Annotated in this window: 21 protein-coding genes; 3 read left to right on the top strand and 18 right to left on the bottom strand. The window is 37.4% G+C overall.

Features of this window, described 5'->3' with window-relative positions:
- The 18 genes from K9M53_RS13365 to K9M53_RS13450 form a co-directional block, all read right to left on the bottom strand.
- On the bottom strand, positions 1-1,482 hold the full coding sequence (locus tag K9M53_RS13365; protein WP_224015712.1) for a complex I subunit 4 family protein: 1,482 nt from the start codon (positions 1,480-1,482) through the stop codon (positions 1-3).
- A complete protein-coding gene (gene nuoL, locus K9M53_RS13370) occupies positions 1,482-3,389 on the bottom strand; it encodes an NADH-quinone oxidoreductase subunit L (RefSeq protein ID WP_224015714.1) in 1,908 nt (635 codons plus the stop codon). The genes K9M53_RS13365 and nuoL overlap by 1 nt, the downstream gene beginning before the upstream one ends.
- 208 nt (positions 3,390-3,597) lie before the next feature.
- Entirely contained in the window at positions 3,598-3,927 is a 330-nt protein-coding gene (nuoK, locus tag K9M53_RS13375) for an NADH-quinone oxidoreductase subunit NuoK (protein ID WP_224015717.1), read from the bottom strand.
- A gap of 3 nt (positions 3,928-3,930) precedes the next feature.
- A complete protein-coding gene (locus K9M53_RS13380) occupies positions 3,931-4,440 on the bottom strand; it encodes an NADH-quinone oxidoreductase subunit J family protein (RefSeq protein ID WP_224015719.1) in 510 nt (169 codons plus the stop codon).
- A gap of 19 nt (positions 4,441-4,459) precedes the next feature.
- Entirely contained in the window at positions 4,460-5,014 is a 555-nt protein-coding gene (gene nuoI / locus K9M53_RS13385) for an NADH-quinone oxidoreductase subunit NuoI (protein WP_224015722.1), read from the bottom strand.
- Between the two features lie 49 nt (positions 5,015-5,063).
- The gene (nuoH, locus tag K9M53_RS13390; RefSeq protein WP_224015724.1) at positions 5,064-6,128 is read right to left on the bottom strand and encodes an NADH-quinone oxidoreductase subunit NuoH; all 1,065 of its coding nucleotides are present in this window, start codon (positions 6,126-6,128) and stop codon (positions 5,064-5,066) included.
- 78 nt (positions 6,129-6,206) lie between these two features.
- Positions 6,207-7,358 (bottom strand): 2Fe-2S iron-sulfur cluster-binding protein, encoded by a 1,152-nt coding sequence (locus K9M53_RS13395; protein ID WP_224015726.1) that lies wholly within the window; start codon positions 7,356-7,358, stop codon positions 6,207-6,209.
- A 6-nt stretch (positions 7,359-7,364) separates the two neighbouring features.
- Positions 7,365-8,723, bottom strand: a complete 1,359-nt coding sequence (gene nuoF / locus K9M53_RS13400; RefSeq protein ID WP_224015729.1) for an NADH-quinone oxidoreductase subunit NuoF — start codon at positions 8,721-8,723, stop codon at positions 7,365-7,367.
- A 26-nt stretch (positions 8,724-8,749) separates the two neighbouring features.
- Positions 8,750-9,181: a nuclear transport factor 2 family protein gene (locus K9M53_RS13405; protein ID WP_224015731.1), complete on the bottom strand. Its 432-nt coding sequence runs from the start codon at positions 9,179-9,181 to the stop codon at positions 8,750-8,752.
- A 3-nt stretch (positions 9,182-9,184) separates the two neighbouring features.
- On the bottom strand, positions 9,185-9,688 hold the full coding sequence (locus K9M53_RS13410; RefSeq protein WP_224015733.1) for an NADH-quinone oxidoreductase subunit NuoE family protein: 504 nt from the start codon (positions 9,686-9,688) through the stop codon (positions 9,185-9,187).
- Between the two features lie 3 nt (positions 9,689-9,691).
- A complete protein-coding gene (locus K9M53_RS13415; RefSeq protein ID WP_224015735.1) occupies positions 9,692-10,912 on the bottom strand; it encodes an NADH-quinone oxidoreductase subunit D in 1,221 nt (406 codons plus the stop codon).
- Positions 10,913-11,003: 91 nt separating this feature from the next.
- Positions 11,004-11,594 (bottom strand): NADH-quinone oxidoreductase subunit C, encoded by a 591-nt coding sequence (locus tag K9M53_RS13420; RefSeq protein ID WP_224015737.1) that lies wholly within the window; start codon positions 11,592-11,594, stop codon positions 11,004-11,006.
- Between the two features lie 6 nt (positions 11,595-11,600).
- Entirely contained in the window at positions 11,601-12,164 is a 564-nt protein-coding gene (locus tag K9M53_RS13425) for an NADH-quinone oxidoreductase subunit B (protein WP_224015740.1), read from the bottom strand.
- A 108-nt stretch (positions 12,165-12,272) separates the two neighbouring features.
- Positions 12,273-12,668 (bottom strand): NADH-quinone oxidoreductase subunit A, encoded by a 396-nt coding sequence (locus K9M53_RS13430; protein WP_224015743.1) that lies wholly within the window; start codon positions 12,666-12,668, stop codon positions 12,273-12,275.
- A gap of 149 nt (positions 12,669-12,817) precedes the next feature.
- Positions 12,818-14,452, bottom strand: coding sequence for a tetratricopeptide repeat protein (locus K9M53_RS13435; protein ID WP_224015745.1), 1,635 nt, complete (start codon positions 14,450-14,452; stop codon positions 12,818-12,820).
- Positions 14,453-14,473: 21 nt separating this feature from the next.
- On the bottom strand, positions 14,474-15,418 hold the full coding sequence (locus tag K9M53_RS13440) for a PstS family phosphate ABC transporter substrate-binding protein (RefSeq protein WP_224015748.1): 945 nt from the start codon (positions 15,416-15,418) through the stop codon (positions 14,474-14,476).
- Positions 15,415-15,606 carry a hypothetical protein gene (locus K9M53_RS13445; RefSeq protein ID WP_224015750.1) on the bottom strand — a complete coding sequence of 64 codons (192 nt, stop codon included), beginning with the start codon at positions 15,604-15,606 and terminating at the stop codon, positions 15,415-15,417. Before K9M53_RS13445 ends, K9M53_RS13440 begins: the two co-directional genes overlap by 4 nt.
- Positions 15,607-15,786: 180 nt before the next feature.
- Positions 15,787-16,605, bottom strand: coding sequence for a TonB family protein (locus tag K9M53_RS13450; RefSeq protein ID WP_224015752.1), 819 nt, complete (start codon positions 16,603-16,605; stop codon positions 15,787-15,789).
- Between the two features lie 158 nt (positions 16,606-16,763).
- Here K9M53_RS13450 and K9M53_RS13455 point away from each other — a divergent pair, with 158 nt between their 5' ends.
- The 3 genes from K9M53_RS13455 to K9M53_RS13465 are packed head-to-tail and all read left to right on the top strand — an operon-like array spanning position 16,764 to position 18,827.
- The gene (locus tag K9M53_RS13455) at positions 16,764-17,249 is read left to right on the top strand and encodes a low molecular weight protein-tyrosine-phosphatase (RefSeq protein ID WP_224015755.1); all 486 of its coding nucleotides are present in this window, start codon (positions 16,764-16,766) and stop codon (positions 17,247-17,249) included.
- Positions 17,250-18,626 carry a histidine--tRNA ligase gene (gene hisS, locus K9M53_RS13460; RefSeq protein ID WP_224015758.1) on the top strand — a complete coding sequence of 459 codons (1,377 nt, stop codon included), beginning with the start codon at positions 17,250-17,252 and terminating at the stop codon, positions 18,624-18,626. It abuts the gene before it with no gap.
- A gap of 3 nt (positions 18,627-18,629) precedes the next feature.
- A complete protein-coding gene (locus tag K9M53_RS13465) occupies positions 18,630-18,827 on the top strand; it encodes a hypothetical protein (RefSeq protein WP_224015760.1) in 198 nt (65 codons plus the stop codon).
- The last annotated feature ends 26 nt before the right edge of the window (positions 18,828-18,853 follow it).

Raw genomic sequence — 18,853 nt, forward strand, 5'->3', positions numbered from 1 at the left:
TCAACGGGTAACCAACTTTGTTAATAAGGATACCGTGTCTTTTGATAAATCAAATATCGGTTGCGGATGAATTCCTATTGCAAATATTAAAACAACCAATATTGCTAATACAATTTTTTCATTCAATGAAACTTCTTTAACCGTTGCAGTCAATGCATTGGTTTCGCCATAAAATACTTTTTGCACCATGTTCAAAGTATAAACAGCTGCTAATATTACACTAATGCCTGCGATTGCTGCATACCATTTATTATACTCAAATAAACCGCTGAACATCATGAATTCTCCTATGAATGCATTGGTTAACGGCAAGGCAATATTTGCAAAGGCTATAACTACTAATGCAATGGTTAATACCGGTGCTTTAGTGGCAATGCCTCCGAGCTGAGATATCTTGCGAACACCTAATTGCTTTTCAGTCAAATCAATGACTATCCACAAACCAATAATATTAATACCATGATTGAACATTTGTATAATCACGCCTTCAAGTCCAATGGCTTTTGTAGCAAAGATGGCAGCACTCATTAAACCGATATGTGCAATAGATGAATACGCTACCAGGCGTTTTAAGTCATCTTGCTGAATAGCAATCAAGCTGGCGTATAAAATTCCTATTATTGAAAGAACAATTGCTACGTGATCAAACTTAGCAACGGCCAAAGGAAACACGGGCAATAGCCAACGTATCAGTGCAAACAAACCCATCTTTACCATGATACCGCTTAACACCATTGTAACTGCTGTTGGAGATTGCTCGTATGTGTCCGGTTGCCATGTATGAAAAGGAAATATCGGCATCTTTATAGCGAAGGCAATAAAAAACAACCAGAATAAAATGTTTTGTTGTGAATGATTCAGGCTTGCGTTATAAAATGCGTTCATTGCAAAACTGTGCGGCGCATAACTTGTAGGTGCTGTATGTAAATACACAAAGATGATCCCTACTAACATTAATAAGGAACCGGCAAATGTGTAAATGAAAAATTTGAATGTAGCCTGTATTCTTTTTTCACCACCCCAACGACTGCACAAGAAATAAACAGGTATTAATGCCAACTCCCAGAAGAAATAAAACAATAATGCATCAGTTGCTAAAAATACTCCCATTAACCCGCATTGAGCCAATAACATTAAACCATAAAATACGTTGGAGTTTTTATATTCATTTTTATAAGTAGCGCCAAATATTATAGGAAATGAAATAGCAGTTAGAAAAGTTAATATTCTTCCAACACCATCTAAACTAACAGAAAAGCTTGTGCCAAGATATCTTAACCATTCGTAGTTAAAAGTAAGTCCATTGTATGCTGCATTATCAGCATGATATAAACTTGCAGCTGAAATAAACAATGTAATCAGCGAAGCAATGAATGCCCACACTTTTACTATTGAATCTTTCTTTAAAAAGAAAGTAATCAATCCCGCTATTAGCGGAAAGAAGATCAATAAATGCGGAAATGTTATACTATCGCCGAGCATTAAAAAATATTTTTACAAAACAATTGAACAATAAATAAAACTAACATGCCAATTACCATCATTAGCACATATGCACCAACTTGGCCGCTTTGCAGCAAACGAATTTGGCGGCTGCTATAATTAACTGCTTTACCAACGCCATTCACAATTCCATCTATACCGCTTTTCTCAACTACGTTATTTAAGAATTTGCCAATTGCCTGTAAAGGTTTTACTATAATAGCATCATATAATTCATCGATATACCATTTGTTTGCCAGCACTTTACCTAATCCAGCTTCTTCTTTATCTGTTTTTTCGTATTTACTGAATTTAGTCCATGCGTATATTAAAGCTATCAACGCACCGCCAACAGAAACCGCCATCAATGCATATTCAGTTGCATGAGATAATGGTGTGTGTTCGTGTGCAGCCTGCAATACTTTTGATTGTGCAAATATGGGCGCTAAAAATTCTTCTAATTTATGACCGCCGTGCATGAATACTTCCGGTATTCCTATTAAGCCACCTACTATTGCTAATACTGCTAAAATGATCAATGGTATTGTGATAGCCGCCGGACTTTCATGTAAATGATGTTCCTGTTCATGCGTCCCTCTGAATTTACCAGTGAAAGTCATAGCATATAAGCGGAACATATAAAATGCCGTAAGCAAGGCACCTATTACTCCAATCACCCACAACACAGGACTTTGTTCATATGCTGCTGCTAATATTTCATCTTTAGAAAAGAAACCGGAGAATGGCGGCATACCTGCAATTGCAAAACATCCCGCCAAAAAAGTTGCGTGTGTAAAAAACATATGTTTTTTTAATCCGCCCATATTACGCATATCCTGTTCACCACCCATTGCATGTATTACACTACCTGCCCCTAAGAATAGCAATGCTTTAAAGAAAGCGTGTGTCATTACATGAAACACAGCGCCGGTATAAGCACCAACGCCTAACCCTAAAAACATATATCCTAACTGGCTAACGGTGGAGTATGCCAGCACTTTTTTAATATCGTTTTGTTTCAATGCGATTGTTGCCGCTAATATTGCTGTTGCAATTCCTATGATAGCTACCACATGTAATGTGCATGGCGCCATTGTATATAAAATGTTGCTGCGTGCAATCATGTAAACGCCTGCAGTTACCATCGTTGCAGCATGTATCAATGCACTCACAGGTGTTGGACCGGCCATCGCATCGGGCAACCAGGTGTATAAAGGTATTTGCGCACTTTTACCCGTAGCACCTACAAATAATAATAAGGTGATGCCTGTTATTTCTTTTGGAGATAGTTTGGAAACATTTGCAAATACGGTATGATAATCCGCTGTTCCTAATTTTGCAAGCAACCAAAATACAGCCAACAAAAATCCTAAATCGCCAATACGATTCATGATGAATGCTTTTTTTGCCGCATTCGTGTATTCTACATTTTTAAACCAGTAGCCGATCAATAAATAAGAGCAAAGTCCTACGCCTTCCCAACCGATGAACATGATCACATAATTTGCCCCTAATACCAATAACAGCATAGAGAAAACAAACAGGTTCAGGTATGCGAAATATTTTGCAAAGTCTTTGTCATCTTCTTCGTGCATATAAGATGTAGAGTAAACATGAATCAAGAAACCTACACCTGTAATTATTAATAAAAAGATTGATGATAATTGGTCAACTTGGAAAGCGAAATCAATTTTTAAAGAAGATGTATTGATGAATTCAAATAAAGAAACTACTGCAGAATTACCGGCTTTTACCTGGAAGAAAGCCATTAAGCTGATGATGAATGATGCCAGTATAACGCCGCTTCCAATTAATCCCACTAATGTTTTGCTTAACGATTTTCTGAAAAGACCGTTAATTAAAAAGCCGATAAGCGGAAGTAATGGTATTAAATAAATAAAATTCATTTCTTTTTCTAATTAAGAATTAATAATTAGCAATTAATAATTCTTTTGATTCGTTGTTATCTTAAATTATTCGCTTCACTAAAAGCCAAATAGAAATTCATCGTTGAACGCAGCGTCGCCATCGAAGTTCAATCAGGGAACAACTATTTGTTACCAAAAAAGAGCTTATAATGCAATCAATTCTTAATTACTAATTTTTAATTATTAATTAATTTTTTAGCCTGTTCAAAAAGTTCACATCTACACTATGCGTATTTCTATACAACATAACGATAATGGCTAAGCCCACACTTACTTCTGCCGCTGCTACTACCATTATAAAAAATACAAATACCTGCGCATCGCTTGCCAATGTTGGAAAATATTTTCCCAAGTGTGCATTGTGCATTTGCGAAAACGCTACCAACAATAAGTTTGCAGCATTCAACATCAGCTCCACGCACATAAAAATAATAATGGCGTTGCGACGTGTTAACACGCCGATCACACCAATGGTGAATAAAGCCGATGCTAAAAATATATAGTTAGATATCGCCATAAATTACGCTTGATGTTCTTTTTTTGAAATGATGACAGCGCCGACCATTGCGCTTAAAAATAGTACGCTGCTTATTTCAAAAGGCCCTACATAATCGGTAAATAATGCTTTACCTAAATGTCCTACCAAACCGATGCTTCCTGTTTTTAATTGTACGGGGTTCATTGCATCACCGCTTTGTTTTAAGGCTGCTACCAATACAATCAATAAACTTCCTCCCGCAATAGTACCACCGTATAATAAATATTTATTTCGTTGCGGTTCTGATGCTGCGTTTAAGTTCATCAGCATTACCACAAATAAAAACAGCACCATGATGGCGCCTGCATATACTATAATATTTACAATAGCTAAAAATTGTGCATTCAATAAAATATAATGCCCCGATATTGCGAAGAAAGTTACGATCAATGATAAAATACTGTGCACCGGGTTTTTACATATTACTACCAGCAATGCGCCACCCAATGTCAATACACTTAACAACCAAAACAATATTTGCGTAATGTTCATTATTGCAGATTAGTTCGTTTTACTTTGAGTTTTCTCTTTTAACCCTGTTACCTTTTGCTTTCGCATACTCGTCGGGGTTAGTTTTAGGATCAGGAATTAATAAATCGTCTTTAGCATAAATAAATCCTTTGCGTTGGTAATTAGCCGGCGCAAACGTTTCACTTAAATAAATAGCGTCTTTCGGACAAGCTTCTTCGCATAAACCACAAAAAATACAGCGCAACATATTTATCTCGTATTTAGCTGCATACTTTTCTTCTCTGTATAAATTTTCTTCGCCTGTTTTTCTTTCTGCAGCCTCCATTGTTATCGCTTCTGCCGGGCAAGCTACTGCGCACAGCCCACAAGCAGTACAGTTTTCACGACCTTCTTCATCTCTATTTAAAATATGCAACCCACGGAATACCGGGCTGAAAGGTCTTGTTTTTTCAGGATAATTAACCGTAGGTCTTTTCTTAAACATGTGACCAAACGTAATTGCCATGCCTTTTAAAATGGCAGGCAGATAAGCTCTTTCAGAAAAGCTCATCGGCTTACGGTCAACCTGTTTTGCTCTGTTTGTTAATGCCTGCATATTTAATGTTCCCGAACCTTTTAATTTTTTGCAAATATATTTTTTATCCTCAAAAATGCCAGTGATTTTGATGTAACAACACTACTGCTCCCGTCACCAACATATTGAATAAAGCTAATGGAATTAATGTTTTCCATCCCAAATTCATTAGTTGATCGTAACGAAAACGTGGAATTGTCCAGCGTACCCACATAAAGAAAAATAAAAAGCAAACTACTTTTATAAACAAGCAGCCTACGTGTAAAGCCGCCATCCAATTACCTCCTATTTTTTCCATTAAATGAGCGTCGTTTACAAAAGGAATATCATAACCGCCAAAGAATAACGTAGCCATTATCACGCTGCTGATAAACATATTAATGTATTCAGCAAATAAATAAAAGCCAAGCTTCATTGATGAATATTCCTGGTGATAACCGAAGTTCAATTCATTTTCTGCTTCTGCTAAATCAAACGGCGTACGATTACATTCTGCAAATGCGCAAATCAAGAATATCAAAAAGCCTAATGGCTGCTTTACAATATTCCAAATTCCATCCATCTGGAAATTCACAATTGATTTCAGGCTAAGCGTTCCCGTTATCATCAATAAAGCAATCAAGGAAATTCCCATTGCTAATTCATAGCTAATGATCTGCGAAGCCGCTCTCATGGCGCTCATTAATGAAAACTTGTTATTGCTTGCCCAACCTCCTATCATTATTCCATAAACACCTAAACTCAATACGCCGAATACATATAATATCCCAACGTTTACGTCCGCAACTTGCAATTGGATATCTCTCCCGAATAAATGAATGGTGTTTCCCCATGGAATTACAGCGCTTGTCATTGTTGCCGTCAACATTGCCAAACAAGGGCCTAATACAAATAAAAATCCTGTAGAAAGATTTGGAATAATTTCTTCTTTGAAAAATAATTTACCGCCGTCTGCTAAAGGTTGCAACAAACCAAATGGACCTGCACGGTTCGGACCTCTTCTGTCCTGCATGATGGCAGCCACTTTACGTTCTGCCCATGTGCTGTACATGGCAATCACCAATGATGCCGATACTACTACAATTATCAGCACCAACTTTTCAATTAAAAATATCCAGTCTATTAGTAAAAACATAAATTATTTTGTTATCAGCATTTCTGCGTTTACTCGTCACCGTTGTGTCACTCTCTTGTACTTTTTATCTCTATTCACTTAAGACCTCAAATGATCTTCTACATTCGGATTCGGAGCAAAGTTATTCGAATGCGCCGGTCCGTTTATTTTACTCAGATCGAGAGTGGGATCATTTACTCCACTTACTTCATGAATATCCATGATCAATTTCGGTGCTCGTCCATCCATTACTTCTTTGATCGTCTCTTTTGGAACTACTAAGCCTGGATATTTTCCTTGTGCAATCACCGAGTGACGATTAATATTTGCCAAACCTTCAATTTGCCAATCGCTTGTTTGCTTTTTATCGAAGCGACAAGTGTTACAGATCCAACCGGCTTTACCATCATAGCTTTGTACTTCACCCCATTCATCTTTACGCACTGTTACACGAAACACTTCATCGCCACGCAACCATAATGTTGCTTTACCGCAACAATCAGGGTTTTCGCAATTGCGATGTGCATATACCGGTTTTGTAAACCATACACGATTTTTAAACCGGAATGTTTTATCGGTTAAAGCGCCAACAGGACAAACATCTATCATGTTACCGCTAAAATCGTTTTCAATTGCTTTAGAAATGTAAGTGGAAATTTCTGCATGATCACCTCTGTCTAAAATACCATGTACACGTTTATCAGTTAACTGATCTGCCACATATGTGCAACGATAACACAATATGCAACGTGTCATGTGCAATTGTATGTACGAACCGATATCTTCTTTTTCAAACTCTCTTCTTTTAAATTCAAAGCGGGTGCCTTCTTTACCATGCTCGTAACCTAAATCCTGTAAATGACATTCACCAGCCTGATCGCATATCGGACAATCTAACGGATGATTAATTAATAAAAATTCAACCACACCGTTTCTTGCATCCGTTACTTTATCGCTGGTAATATTTTTTACTTCCATGCCATCCATCACCGTTGTTCTGCACGAAGCAACCAACTTCGGCATCGGACGTGGATCTTTTTCAGAGCCTTTGCTTACTTCCACCAAACATGTTCTGCATTTGCCACCACTGCCCTGCAACTTGCTGTAATAGCACATAGCCGGCGGCGTTACATCGCCACCAATTTTGCGTGCAGCATTTAATATAGTAGTGCCCGGCGCTACTTCGATAGTAATATTATCGATAGTAACTTTAAAATTTGCAGGCGCTGCTGGTTTTGTTTCTTCTGCCATATACAATTATGCTGTTACAGGAACATGAATAGGATCTGCATAGTGCATCAACCCATAATTTCTTCTTTGTGATTCATCAGGATTCAATACATGCCATTCAAACTCATCTCTAAAATGGCGAATAGCTGCTGCAACCGGCCAAGCCGCTGCATCACCCAACGGACAAATCGTATTACCTTCTATCTTACGCTGAATATCCCACAATAAATCAATATCGCTCATCTTTCCTTTACCGTATTCAATGTTCTTTAATATTTTTTCCATCCAACCGGTTCCCTCACGGCAGGGACTACACTGTCCGCAACTTTCATGATGATAAAAACGAGCTAATGATAAAGTATGACGAACCACACATTGGTCTTCATCAAACACAATAAAACCGCCGCTACCCATCATACTACCTGTTGCAAAACCGCCATCAGATAAACTTTCATAGTTCATCATACGTGATTCGCCTTTAGTTGTTTTCAATAATAAGTTAGCAGGCAATATGGGAACCGATGAACCACCGGGAATACAAGCTTTTAATTTTTTACCATTAGGAATGCCACCGCAATATTCATCACTGTAAATAAATTCTTCAACAGAAATGGTCATGTCGATTTCATACACTCCGGGTTTATTCAGATTACCACATGCAGAAATCAATTTTGTTCCGGTTGATTTACCAACACCAATCTTTGCATATTCCTCCCCACCATCATTAATGATAGGAACAACTGCTGCAATGGTTTCAACATTATTCACCACCGTCGGACAATCCCACAACCCTTTTACCGCAGGGAAAGGAGGCTTAATTCTTGGATTACCTCTTTTACCTTCCAATGATTCAATCAACGCCGTTTCCTCACCGCAGATATAAGCACCTGCACCACGTTGAACATAAATTTCACAATCAAATCCGCTACCTAAAATATTTTTACCGAGCCAGCCATTTTGCTTTGCTTCTGCAATGGCTTGTTCTAAAATATCAGGAATCCATGCATATTCACCACGTATATATATGTAACTAACGTTACTGCCTAACGCAAAAGCGGAAACAATCATTCCTTCAATCAACAAATGAGGAATGAACTCCATTAAATATCTATCCTTGAATGTGCCTGGTTCGCTTTCATCTGCATTTACTACCAAATAACGAGGTACACCTTCGGGCTTTGCCAAAAAGCTCCACTTCATTCCTGTAGGAAAACCAGCACCACCGCGCCCACGCAAGCCGCTTTTCTTTACTTCTTCCGTAACTGCATCAGGAGATAATGTCTTCAATGCTTTTTCCACGCTTCTATAACCACCTTCACGGCGATACACATCGTATAACCGGATGTTTTCTACATGAGCTTTTTCTAATAATAATTTTCTTGCCATTTATAATTAGTATCAAACTAAATTAATCAATCTAAACTTACCGCCTGCCTTCCGAACAATTTCCAATTGTTATCTTCTTTTATCCAAACCAGCATCATCGTAAAATTTAAAGAAACGATGGTGCCGTCTTTTTTATTTTCTTTTGCTTTATAGAGATAACGTACAATGGCGGTATTTCCTTCAATCAAAACTTTTATGCTTGCAATAGAGGTATCTGTATAAACTGATTGGTTGTGCGCAATTCCGTCTATCGCTTCTTTTCTCGTTTGCAGTTTACCATGCGAATGTCCGTATGTTGCTGTTGCCGCAAACAGGCTTTCCAGGGTCAAACTATCCTTTGTTCCAAAAACAGTATTGCTCAACAAATAGGTTTTATCAATGAGTGTCTTTTCATCTTTCGTTTGTGCGTTAGCGATAGTAACACTCAATAATAATATGCAAGCAAGAATCTTTTTCATTTATTAATTATTTGAAGCAGCATTTGCCCTGCACTCTTCAATAATGCTATCTACTTTTTCTTTCGTCAAATGTTCACGGAAGAACTTTCCCAACTGCATCATCGGTGCATAACCACAAGCTCCTAAACATTCAACTGTTTTCAATGTAAACATTCCATCGGCCGTTGTTTCCCCCACACCGATGTTTAGTTTTTCTTTTATGTAATCGATAATATTATCACTGCCACGCAACATGCAAGGACCCGTTTGGCAAACTTCGAACATATATTTACCAACGGGCTTTAAATTATACATGCTGTAAAAGGTAGCCACTTCGTACACTTCGATCGGTTCAATGCTTAATAAAGTCGCCACATAATCCATCACCGGAACATCCAGCCAGCCGCCAAACTCCTGTTGCGCCAAATGCAATACAGGAAGCAAGGCACTTTTTTGCTTGCCTTGCGGATAACGGGCAATGATCTCGCTAACCTTATTTAATCCTTCTTTTGAAAATTCAACACTCATAAATTATGCATCTAATTCTCCAGCAATTAAATTCAAACTACTCATTGTGATAACCGCATCGCTCAACATTCCGTTCTTTACTAATTCAGGATATGCCTGGTAATAAATAAAACATGGTCTGCGGAAATGCAGGCGGTACGGCGTTCTTCCGCCATCGCTTATTAAATAATATCCTAACTCACCATTCGCACCTTCCACTGCACTATAAACTTCACCGACGGGAATATCTGTTTCACCCATCACTATTTTAAAGTGATAGATTAATGCTTCCATTTTAGTGTACACATCTTTTTTCTCAGGTAGATAATAAGCAGGTGCATCGGCATGAAACACTTCTGCTTCTGTTCCTTTGAACTCCTGCACTTTTTTATACGCCTGCTCGATGATGCTTAAGCTTTGCCACATTTCATCTTCACGAACCAAGAAACGATCATAACAATCGCCGGTTGTACCAACAGGAACTGTAAACTCAAAATCTTCGTAACTGCTGTATGGCGTATGCACCCGAACATCATAATCAACACCGGCTGCACGTAAGTTCGGACCGGTAAAACCATAGCTCAATGCACGCTCTGCATTGATAGGTCCGCAACCAATGGTACGTTCCATAAAAATGCGGTTGCGTACAAACAGTTTTTCAAACTCTTTTAAAACAGCGGGATATTCTTTTAAGAACTTCTCTAATTTTTCAAAAGCAGTATTGGTAAAGTTTCTTTCAAAACCGCCAATACGACCAATGTTCGTTGTCAATCGTGAGCCGCACACTTCTTCATAAATTTCATATATCAACTCACGATATTGCATAAGGTATAAAAAGCCTGAGTAAGCGCCGCTATCCACACCCACAATCGAATTACAAATTAAATGATCGCTGATACGAGCCAATTCCATTATAATGATGCGCAAATAATCTACACGCTTGGGAATTGTTACCCCTAATAATCTTTCGCAGGTTATATGCCATCCCATGTTATTGATGGGTGATGAACAATAATTCAACCTGTCCGTAAGCGGCGTAATTTGATATAAAGGTCTACGCTCTGCTAACTTTTCAAATGCACGATGAATATAACCAACCGTAGAAGTAGCTTCTAAAATGCGCTCTCCATCCAATTCCAAAATATTCTGAAACACGCCATGCGTTGCCGGGTGCGTTGGCCCCATGTTCAACGTAGTGGTTTGTTTTTCGATACTTCCTTCCGGTAATAAAATATGTTCGCTCATGCGCCTTGTTATTATTTTTTTGCCACCAGCATTTTTCGTCTACCCGTTATCGTTGTCACTCTTTTTTACTGAATATCTTTATTCAACTATTTTAGATCTCTTTGCTCTTATCAACTTTGTTGTCTTCTGCAATAGAGTCATGATGCGTTCCCATTCCTGTTCCAAAGCCCATCATAGTTCCGCCTCTGCCAAACATTTCATCATCTTTATCAATTCTCGTCTGGTCTTCCAACGGAAACTCTTTTCGCATCGGGAAATAATCCATTTCATCTACATTCAGTACTCTTATTAAATTAGGATGACCAACAAAGTTCACCCCGAAGAAATCGTATGTTTCTCTTTCCATCCAGTTAGCACCTGCAAATAATGCTGTAGCACTAAATACATCGGGTGTTTTAATATCGGTATAAACTTTAAAACGTATGCGTAGATTATCTCTTAAATTATGTATGTGATAAACAACTGCTAACTCTTCACCAATTCTTTCCGGATAATGCACGGCTTGTAAATCGGCTAAAAATTTAAAGTATAATTCCTCGTCATCAAACAAAAATTGCAGCACTTTCAGATTCATTTCTTTAGGCGCTGCAAAAGTTAACATACCATAAGGCTCTTGCCAATCTTTTAATTGCTCTCCGAATTTTTCTACTAGCCTTTGTTTAACTGTTTCGTTCGTTAACATAGTTATTTATTGAATTCCGTAACTAGCCATTAAGTCTTTATATTTATCGCTTGTGCGTCTCCGTAAGCTTTCCTGCCCCACTAAATCCTGGATCTTCATAAAGCCATCTAAAATTGCTTCGGGACGCGGAGGACAACCCGGCACATAAACATCTACCGGAATCACCTGGTCAATTCCCTGCAATACTGAATAGGTATCGAAAATACCACCGCTGCAGGCACAAGCCCCAACCGATAAAACCCAGCGTGGTTCTGCCATTTGTAAATATACCTGGCGTAAAACAGGTCCCATTTTTTTTGAAATGGTTCCCATCACCATTAATAGATCACATTGACGAGGAGAAAAACCTACACGCTCAGAACCAAAGCGAGCCAAATCATAGTGACTTGCCATAGTTGCCATAAACTCAATACCGCAACAGGATGTTGCGAATGGTAATGGCCAGATAGAATTTTTACGTGCTAATCCAATCACTTTATCGAAACTGGTAGCCATAAAACCTTCGCCCATGAAACTTGGCGGAGCTTCTACTGTTTTAAGTTTTGTATTGTATTGTACCGGACGAGCCATTTGTAATTAAAAATTTAGAGTTAATAATTAATAATTTTTTAGTTGCACATCAGTATAACAACTTGAGGAACCAATTATCAATTTTTAATTATTAATTATTCTTTAAAATTAGTCTTCCCAATTCAGCGCTCCTTTCTTAAAAATATAAATGAAGCCTGCTAAGAACAATGCCACAAACATTATCACTGCAAAAAAACCTTCCCAGCCTAATTGTTTAAAGTTTAACGCATAAGGATAAAAGAATATCACTTCCACATCAAACAAAACAAATAAAATTGCTACTAAGAAATATTTAATAGCCATTGGCTGGCGGGCATTTCCCTTAATTTCAATTCCACTTTCAAAATTCTGCAATTTGTCAGTGGTTTTGCGTTTTGGACCCAATAGACTGGAAACAATAATAATAGTAACTATCAATCCAATCGCAAAAATCAATTGTAAAACAATAGGTAAATAACTTACTGCGTTTCCCGAACTAGCTATTTGAAGAAGTGTAAAATTCATGGTTATTACCAAAAAATGACAAAGTAGTTACAAAAGTACGTTAGCGAAGGCAAAAAACAATCTGCTTTTAAAAAGAAAATCCCCGTTTTTTAAGAACGGGGATGAAATTTTTTAATATTGATTTTTTGTGTAATAACTACATATTGTAATTACCGGGTGGTACGGGTTGCCGGTGTCCTGGTGTTTAACCTGTTAATGGCTTCCTTGTATTTAGGTATGTCAGCATCTGTAGGATCTAAAGCCAGGGCTTTATCGCAATACATTAGTGCAGTTGCTTTGTCATGCTTAGCATTTGCATAATAAGCAATAAGATATTTATAGCTTATCATTAATTGTGTTTTGTTTTTCACAGTATCAGCATACCCTAACTCCAATACTTTTTGATAAGGAGCAACTGCGGAACCCAAGGTCATAGCAGTATCAATACCTGTATTTGCTTTCGCTAACATATAATAACTGTATACATCATCTGGGAATAATTTTGTAGCAGAGTCGAATATTGCAACTGCTGCAGGATAATTGCCCGCTCTATAATAGCTAAAACCTGTAGATTGATAATCACTTTTTACAGGCTGTGTTCTTAAAGCTATTATCTTTTTATACCAATCGCCTACTTTATTATTGTTCTGTTGTGCGGTATAATAATTCAACATTACGGTAATATCCGTCAGCTTATCTTTTTCCAATGAATCCAAAGCCACTGCTTTATCTATATTCAATCCGGCTAAAGAATCATTCCCCGGAAACTTCAGTAAATTTTTTGCATAAGTAGAGTAATCGGTTGGACCGATCTTATCTGCTGTTTGCTTTGCCAAATATTGTTCAAAGAAAGACTTCGCATTTACTGAATCATTCAATTTATCATAAGCATATGCTTTTAATCCGAATAAATTTGGATAAGGATTAGCACCGTCAGCAGCTATACATTCATCACTCTTAGCGATACTTTGCTGGAACTGTCCTGATGCATATAAAATAGAAGCTAAATAATAGCAGTCTTTGGGACTTGGGTCTGAATTAGCGATGTATTTATCCAAATAGTCTTTTGATTTGTTTACATCTCTATGATAATAATAACTGTACAAAGCATAATAAACCGGCGAATACGTTGGGTCTTTAGCAATTGCTTCATTATAATATCTTGCAAAAATATCTTCCTGCTGCACACCCTGCGACTCGTATATCTTACCTATTTTATAAGATGGGCGTGGGTTTTTAGCATCAATAGCGATAGCGCTTTCAAAAGATGTTTGCGCCTGACCACCATCTAATATTTTACGATATGCATCTCCCAAATTGATCAGCACATCTACATCTTTATTTTTTTTAAGGGTGGATGCCTGTTTTAATTTATCAATTGCATAATAAGCGTCACCTTTAGGAGCAATAATGTTGGCAAAGCCAATAGCATTCAAGACTGCTGCATCTTTGCTTTGTGTTAAGCTGATAGCCGTTTCAAAACGTTGACGTGCATCCTGGGTTTTTCCATCCAGCAACTCTATTTGTCCCATACCTGCCAATAACAAACCGCTGTTAGAGTTTGCCATCAATGCATTTTGATATAAAGTTCTTGCACTCGTTACATCTTCCAATGCAATTTCGCTCTGGCCTAACCAATAAGTTGCTTCAACATTATTAGCTGCTAATTGACTGAAAACTTTTTTAGCGCTTTCAAATCTTTCATAAAAGAAAAACTTTTTTCCGTCTTCAATAGTTTGAGCAAATGATGCAGATGCAACCACTGTCATCACCATCATTAAAAACCCTTTTCTTAGTGTATTCATTTTATTTAGCTTTTGTTCTTTTTAATTTGTTGTAACGGTTCGTAAAGTAAAATCCATTTTAGCCGGACCAAGATATGCCCTTCTGAAGATCAATTGTCCTTTTTCCTGGGTTAAAAAATTGGCAAATCCATTTCCCAAACCGTCGTAATTTTCTTTTAATATATAATACAATCCGCGTACCAATGGATAGCGCTTGTATAAAATATTGAACTGGTAAGGCTTTACAAAAATATTATCTCCACACTTACTACACTCAACCGAAGCAATTTTAACTTTTTTTAAGAAACTTACCTGATTGCTATCTTCCTTATCTCCTACCCAGCTCACCCCAATCAACCCAATTACATCATTGTGTTCTGCTACGTAATTAATAACCTCTTCGCTGTTCTTAACCCCAACCACTTTATCTCCATTCAATGGCTTCCCTCGTAAAATAGAATCTACTGCAAAGCGAACCGTACTGGTGGCGCTGGTTCCGTCAAACACCACTTTTTCTTTATCAGCAGTATTGCCTTCCAGCAAAGCCCGGATCTTTTCCATTGTAATAACAGAATCAGCAGACTGGTTGCTTACAATCACTGCCACCGCATCATTCGCCACTTTGTCAAATAAAGGAATATATTTCAGAGAATCCCTAAAATATATTTCTTCGTTGTCGGTCAATCCTCTTGTTACAATTACCATTCTTGTGGCTGAATCTTTAATAAGGTCTCTTAAACAATCTGCTTCCGGCTTGTAATGAGCTACGATCTTTGCTTTAGGATATAACGCTTCAAACACTTCGATTTGAGAATCTATGATAGGTTTAAAGGTCTCGTCTACACTAATGTTGATTATGCCGCTGCTGGTAGTATCCAGGTCTGTACGAACATTAGGTCCGCTACAACTATTAAGACATACTAAACCAGCCAGCAACATGAAACAATTGCCAACAGTTTTAATTATATTTTTAAAAGATGTTCTCACTTATAATATGCTTTCTTGTAACCCCTGTAAATTCTGAACCCGCCGTATAACAAACAAATTCCTGCAAAGCTTTTCATTAAGGCATTATCATAATTCTTGAAATTCACACTGAACTTTGTGGGCATGAGAAGAAATATTCCCATTGCGATCCATAAAATTCCCATGCCATAATCTATTATGCTTTTCATTCGACGATAATTTTTCTGCTTTTCGTCGAATTCTTCGTCAAATTCCTGATTTGCCATAGTAAAAAATGAAGCGCAAAACTACTGAAATGTTTTGGATAGAATACTGAAAACGCTGATCAGGCAGATTAATTATGATTTAAATTTTATACTCATAAGAATCTGTGTTATCAGTGTTCTATCTTACTGTTCTGTTACAAATGTTACCGGTACCATATAATATACCGCCACATTTTTACCGTTCGATTTTCCCGGAACCCAGTGCGGCATTTTCTTTAATACACGCAACACTTCTTCATCAAACTGTTCGCCACCGCTTTTTACCACCGTAAAGCCGGAAATGGTTCCATCAAACCCAACCACAAACCGAACATTCACTTTTACCTCTTCTTCCGCCATATCATTTTGCGGGCGCAGGTTCTTCTGCAAAAAACGGGAAAGCGCCTCGTTGCCTCCCGGGTACTGAGGCATTATATCAGGATTACTTGTTGGTAGAGCATTATCAACTAAATCTTTACCGCCTCCATTTCCTTGTAATGTATCTTTCACTTGAGTATTAATAATTCCAGGATTATCAATGCCGGATGCTGTACTGGTTGAAATTATTTTATTATCAAGGTCGGATATTTTAGGGATGTTCACATCTGCTTTATCGTTTGGTACAACAAGCGGCTTTGTCAGCTTAGCAGTTGCAACAGCCTGGCTGGTTCTTTTAATAACGTCACTATTTTTCTTTTTGGGTTCTTCTTTTTTCTTTTCGGGAGCTTTCGGAGGTTGCAAAACAGTTGGATCAAAAATGGCAATTGGTGTTTGCTTTACTTGTTCCTTAAAATTTAATTGAGATAAGAATAATACTAAAGCTGCACATGATAAAGTAATCAGCAGGGCTTGATAAATTCTGTCATTATAATTTTTACGTAGTACATAAGCCCCGTAAGCCTTGTTTCGGTTTTCAAAAAGGATGTCCAATACATCGCTTTTTAAGATCATTTCTGGTTGCATATAAGTTGGTTTTGAAAGTGAGTAATAAATTTTCAAAACCGGCGCCGGTAATAGTGAGATGAAATTGTCATCAAATTCCATATTCCAAATAACAAATTTCAAATTGTTTGCTCTTTTGCCTTTCTACTTTTACCTTTCACCTTTCTTATCTTTGCGCCATGAAAATTTTAATGGTTTGTTTGGGCAATATTTGCAGAAGTCCTTTAGCAGAAGGCATTTTACAGCAAAAAGCTAAACAAGCAGGATTAAACTGGATAATCGACAGCGCAGGCACTAACGGTTATCATGTAGGTGAAGCGCCGCATCCTTTATCACAAAAAGTTGCTAAACAACATGGCATTGATATTAGTAAGCAACGTGCAAGAAGATTTATGAAAGAAGATTTTGATCGCTTTGATAAAATATATGCATTGGCTGATGATGTGCTGGATGATATGAAACGAATTGCAAAAGAAAAATTTGATACAGAGAAAACAGATCTGTTGATGAATGAATTGTATCCAGGAAAAAATATGGATGTACCGGATCCATGGTATGGCCCCGAAGCAGGCTACCATCAAGTGTTTGAACTGATTGAAAAAGCCTGCAACAAAATAATTGAAAACTATAGTGTAACTAATCTTAAATCTTCTTCTTTACAATAAATGAGTAAACCATCGATTCCGAAAGGAACAAGAGACCTATCTGCAGATATCGTGCGTAAACGCAATTTTATTTTCACTACTATTAAAACAGTATTTGAAAAATATGGTTTTGAACCATTGGAAACGCCCGCTATGGAAAACCTGGAAACATTGATGGGCAAATATGGGGAAGAAGGCGATAGATTGATTTATAAAATACTCAATAATGGCTTAACCGATCCTAAAAACATCGACAAAGCTAAAGCCGGGTTTGAAAAAGTAATGCAAGGAAAAAGCAGTGCTGACCTTACAGAACGGGCGTTGAAATATGACCTGACGATTCCTTTTGCACGTTATGTAGCAATGAATCATAATACACTAACATTTCCGTACAGGCGCTACCAGATACAACCCGTTTGGCGTGGTGACAACCCTCAGAAAGGGCGCTACCGTGAGTTTACACAATGTGATGCAGATGTGGTGGGAAGTAAGAGCCTATTATCTGAAACAGAATTATCAGCTATTTATCACGAAGTATTTACTCTATTAGGAATTGCTCACTATGAACTAAGAATCAACAACCGTAAAATACTAGCAGCATTGGCAGAAAAAGTAAATGCATCTGAAAAACTTACAGATATTACCATTGCAATTGATAAGCTGGATAAGATCGGTATCGAGAAAGTAAAAGAAGAGTTAGCTGAACGACAAATTGCGACTGATCAAATTGCTATCATCGAAAAATATTTATTGATTACAGGAAACAATGAAGAGAAATTATCTGCTATCACTTCTTTATTAAGCGATACCGATACAGGCAAACAAGGAATAGAGGAACTACAATTTATTGTAAGTGCTGTACAGCAATATTTACCAACGGCAAACATCCTTGTAGATTTTACATTAGCAAGAGGATTGAATTATTACACCGGAACCATCTTTGAAGCAAAAGCACCGGCAACCGTAAAGATCGGCAGCATCGGTGGTGGCGGACGTTACGACGATCTGACCGGTTTATTTGGTGTTCCGGGTATTCCGGGTGTGGGTATTAGCTTTGGTGTTGACAGAATTTATGATGTAATGGAAGAGTTGAATCTCTTTCCTCAAGATCTTTCCATAAGTACACAGGCTTTATTTTTTAATATGGGTGATGCTGAAAGCAAGTTTGCTTTTGGCGCAATGCAACTATTAAGGAGCAAAGGCATTGCCTGTGAATTATACCACGAGTTCACCAAAATCAACAAACAATTTACTTATGCTGAGAAAAAGAAAATTCCTTTTGTAATTATTATCGGCAGTAAAGAAATAGAACAGAATAATTGTTTAGTGAAAAATTTAACAACCGGCGTACAGGAGACAGTTGAGCTGAACAAATTAGATAACTATTTTAAGAAGTAAATTATGAAAGCGAAACATTCATTATTTCTTTTTGTATTCGGCTTGTGCTTTGATTTTGTAGGCGCTTTATTTAAAATTCTTCATGCTCCACACGGTGACCATTTACTTATAATAGGAACTATATTAAAAGTAGCCGGCGCTCTTTCATTTCTTTATAAGCTATTAACACATCCCAAGACAAAGGATTTCTTTGATCAATAGAACCTACTGCAAGTATCTCATTTCTT

Origin of the sequence: Ferruginibacter albus, from assembly GCF_020042285.1 — a bacterium.
GTDB classification, from domain to species: Bacteria; Bacteroidota; Bacteroidia; order Chitinophagales; family Chitinophagaceae; genus Ferruginibacter; species Ferruginibacter albus.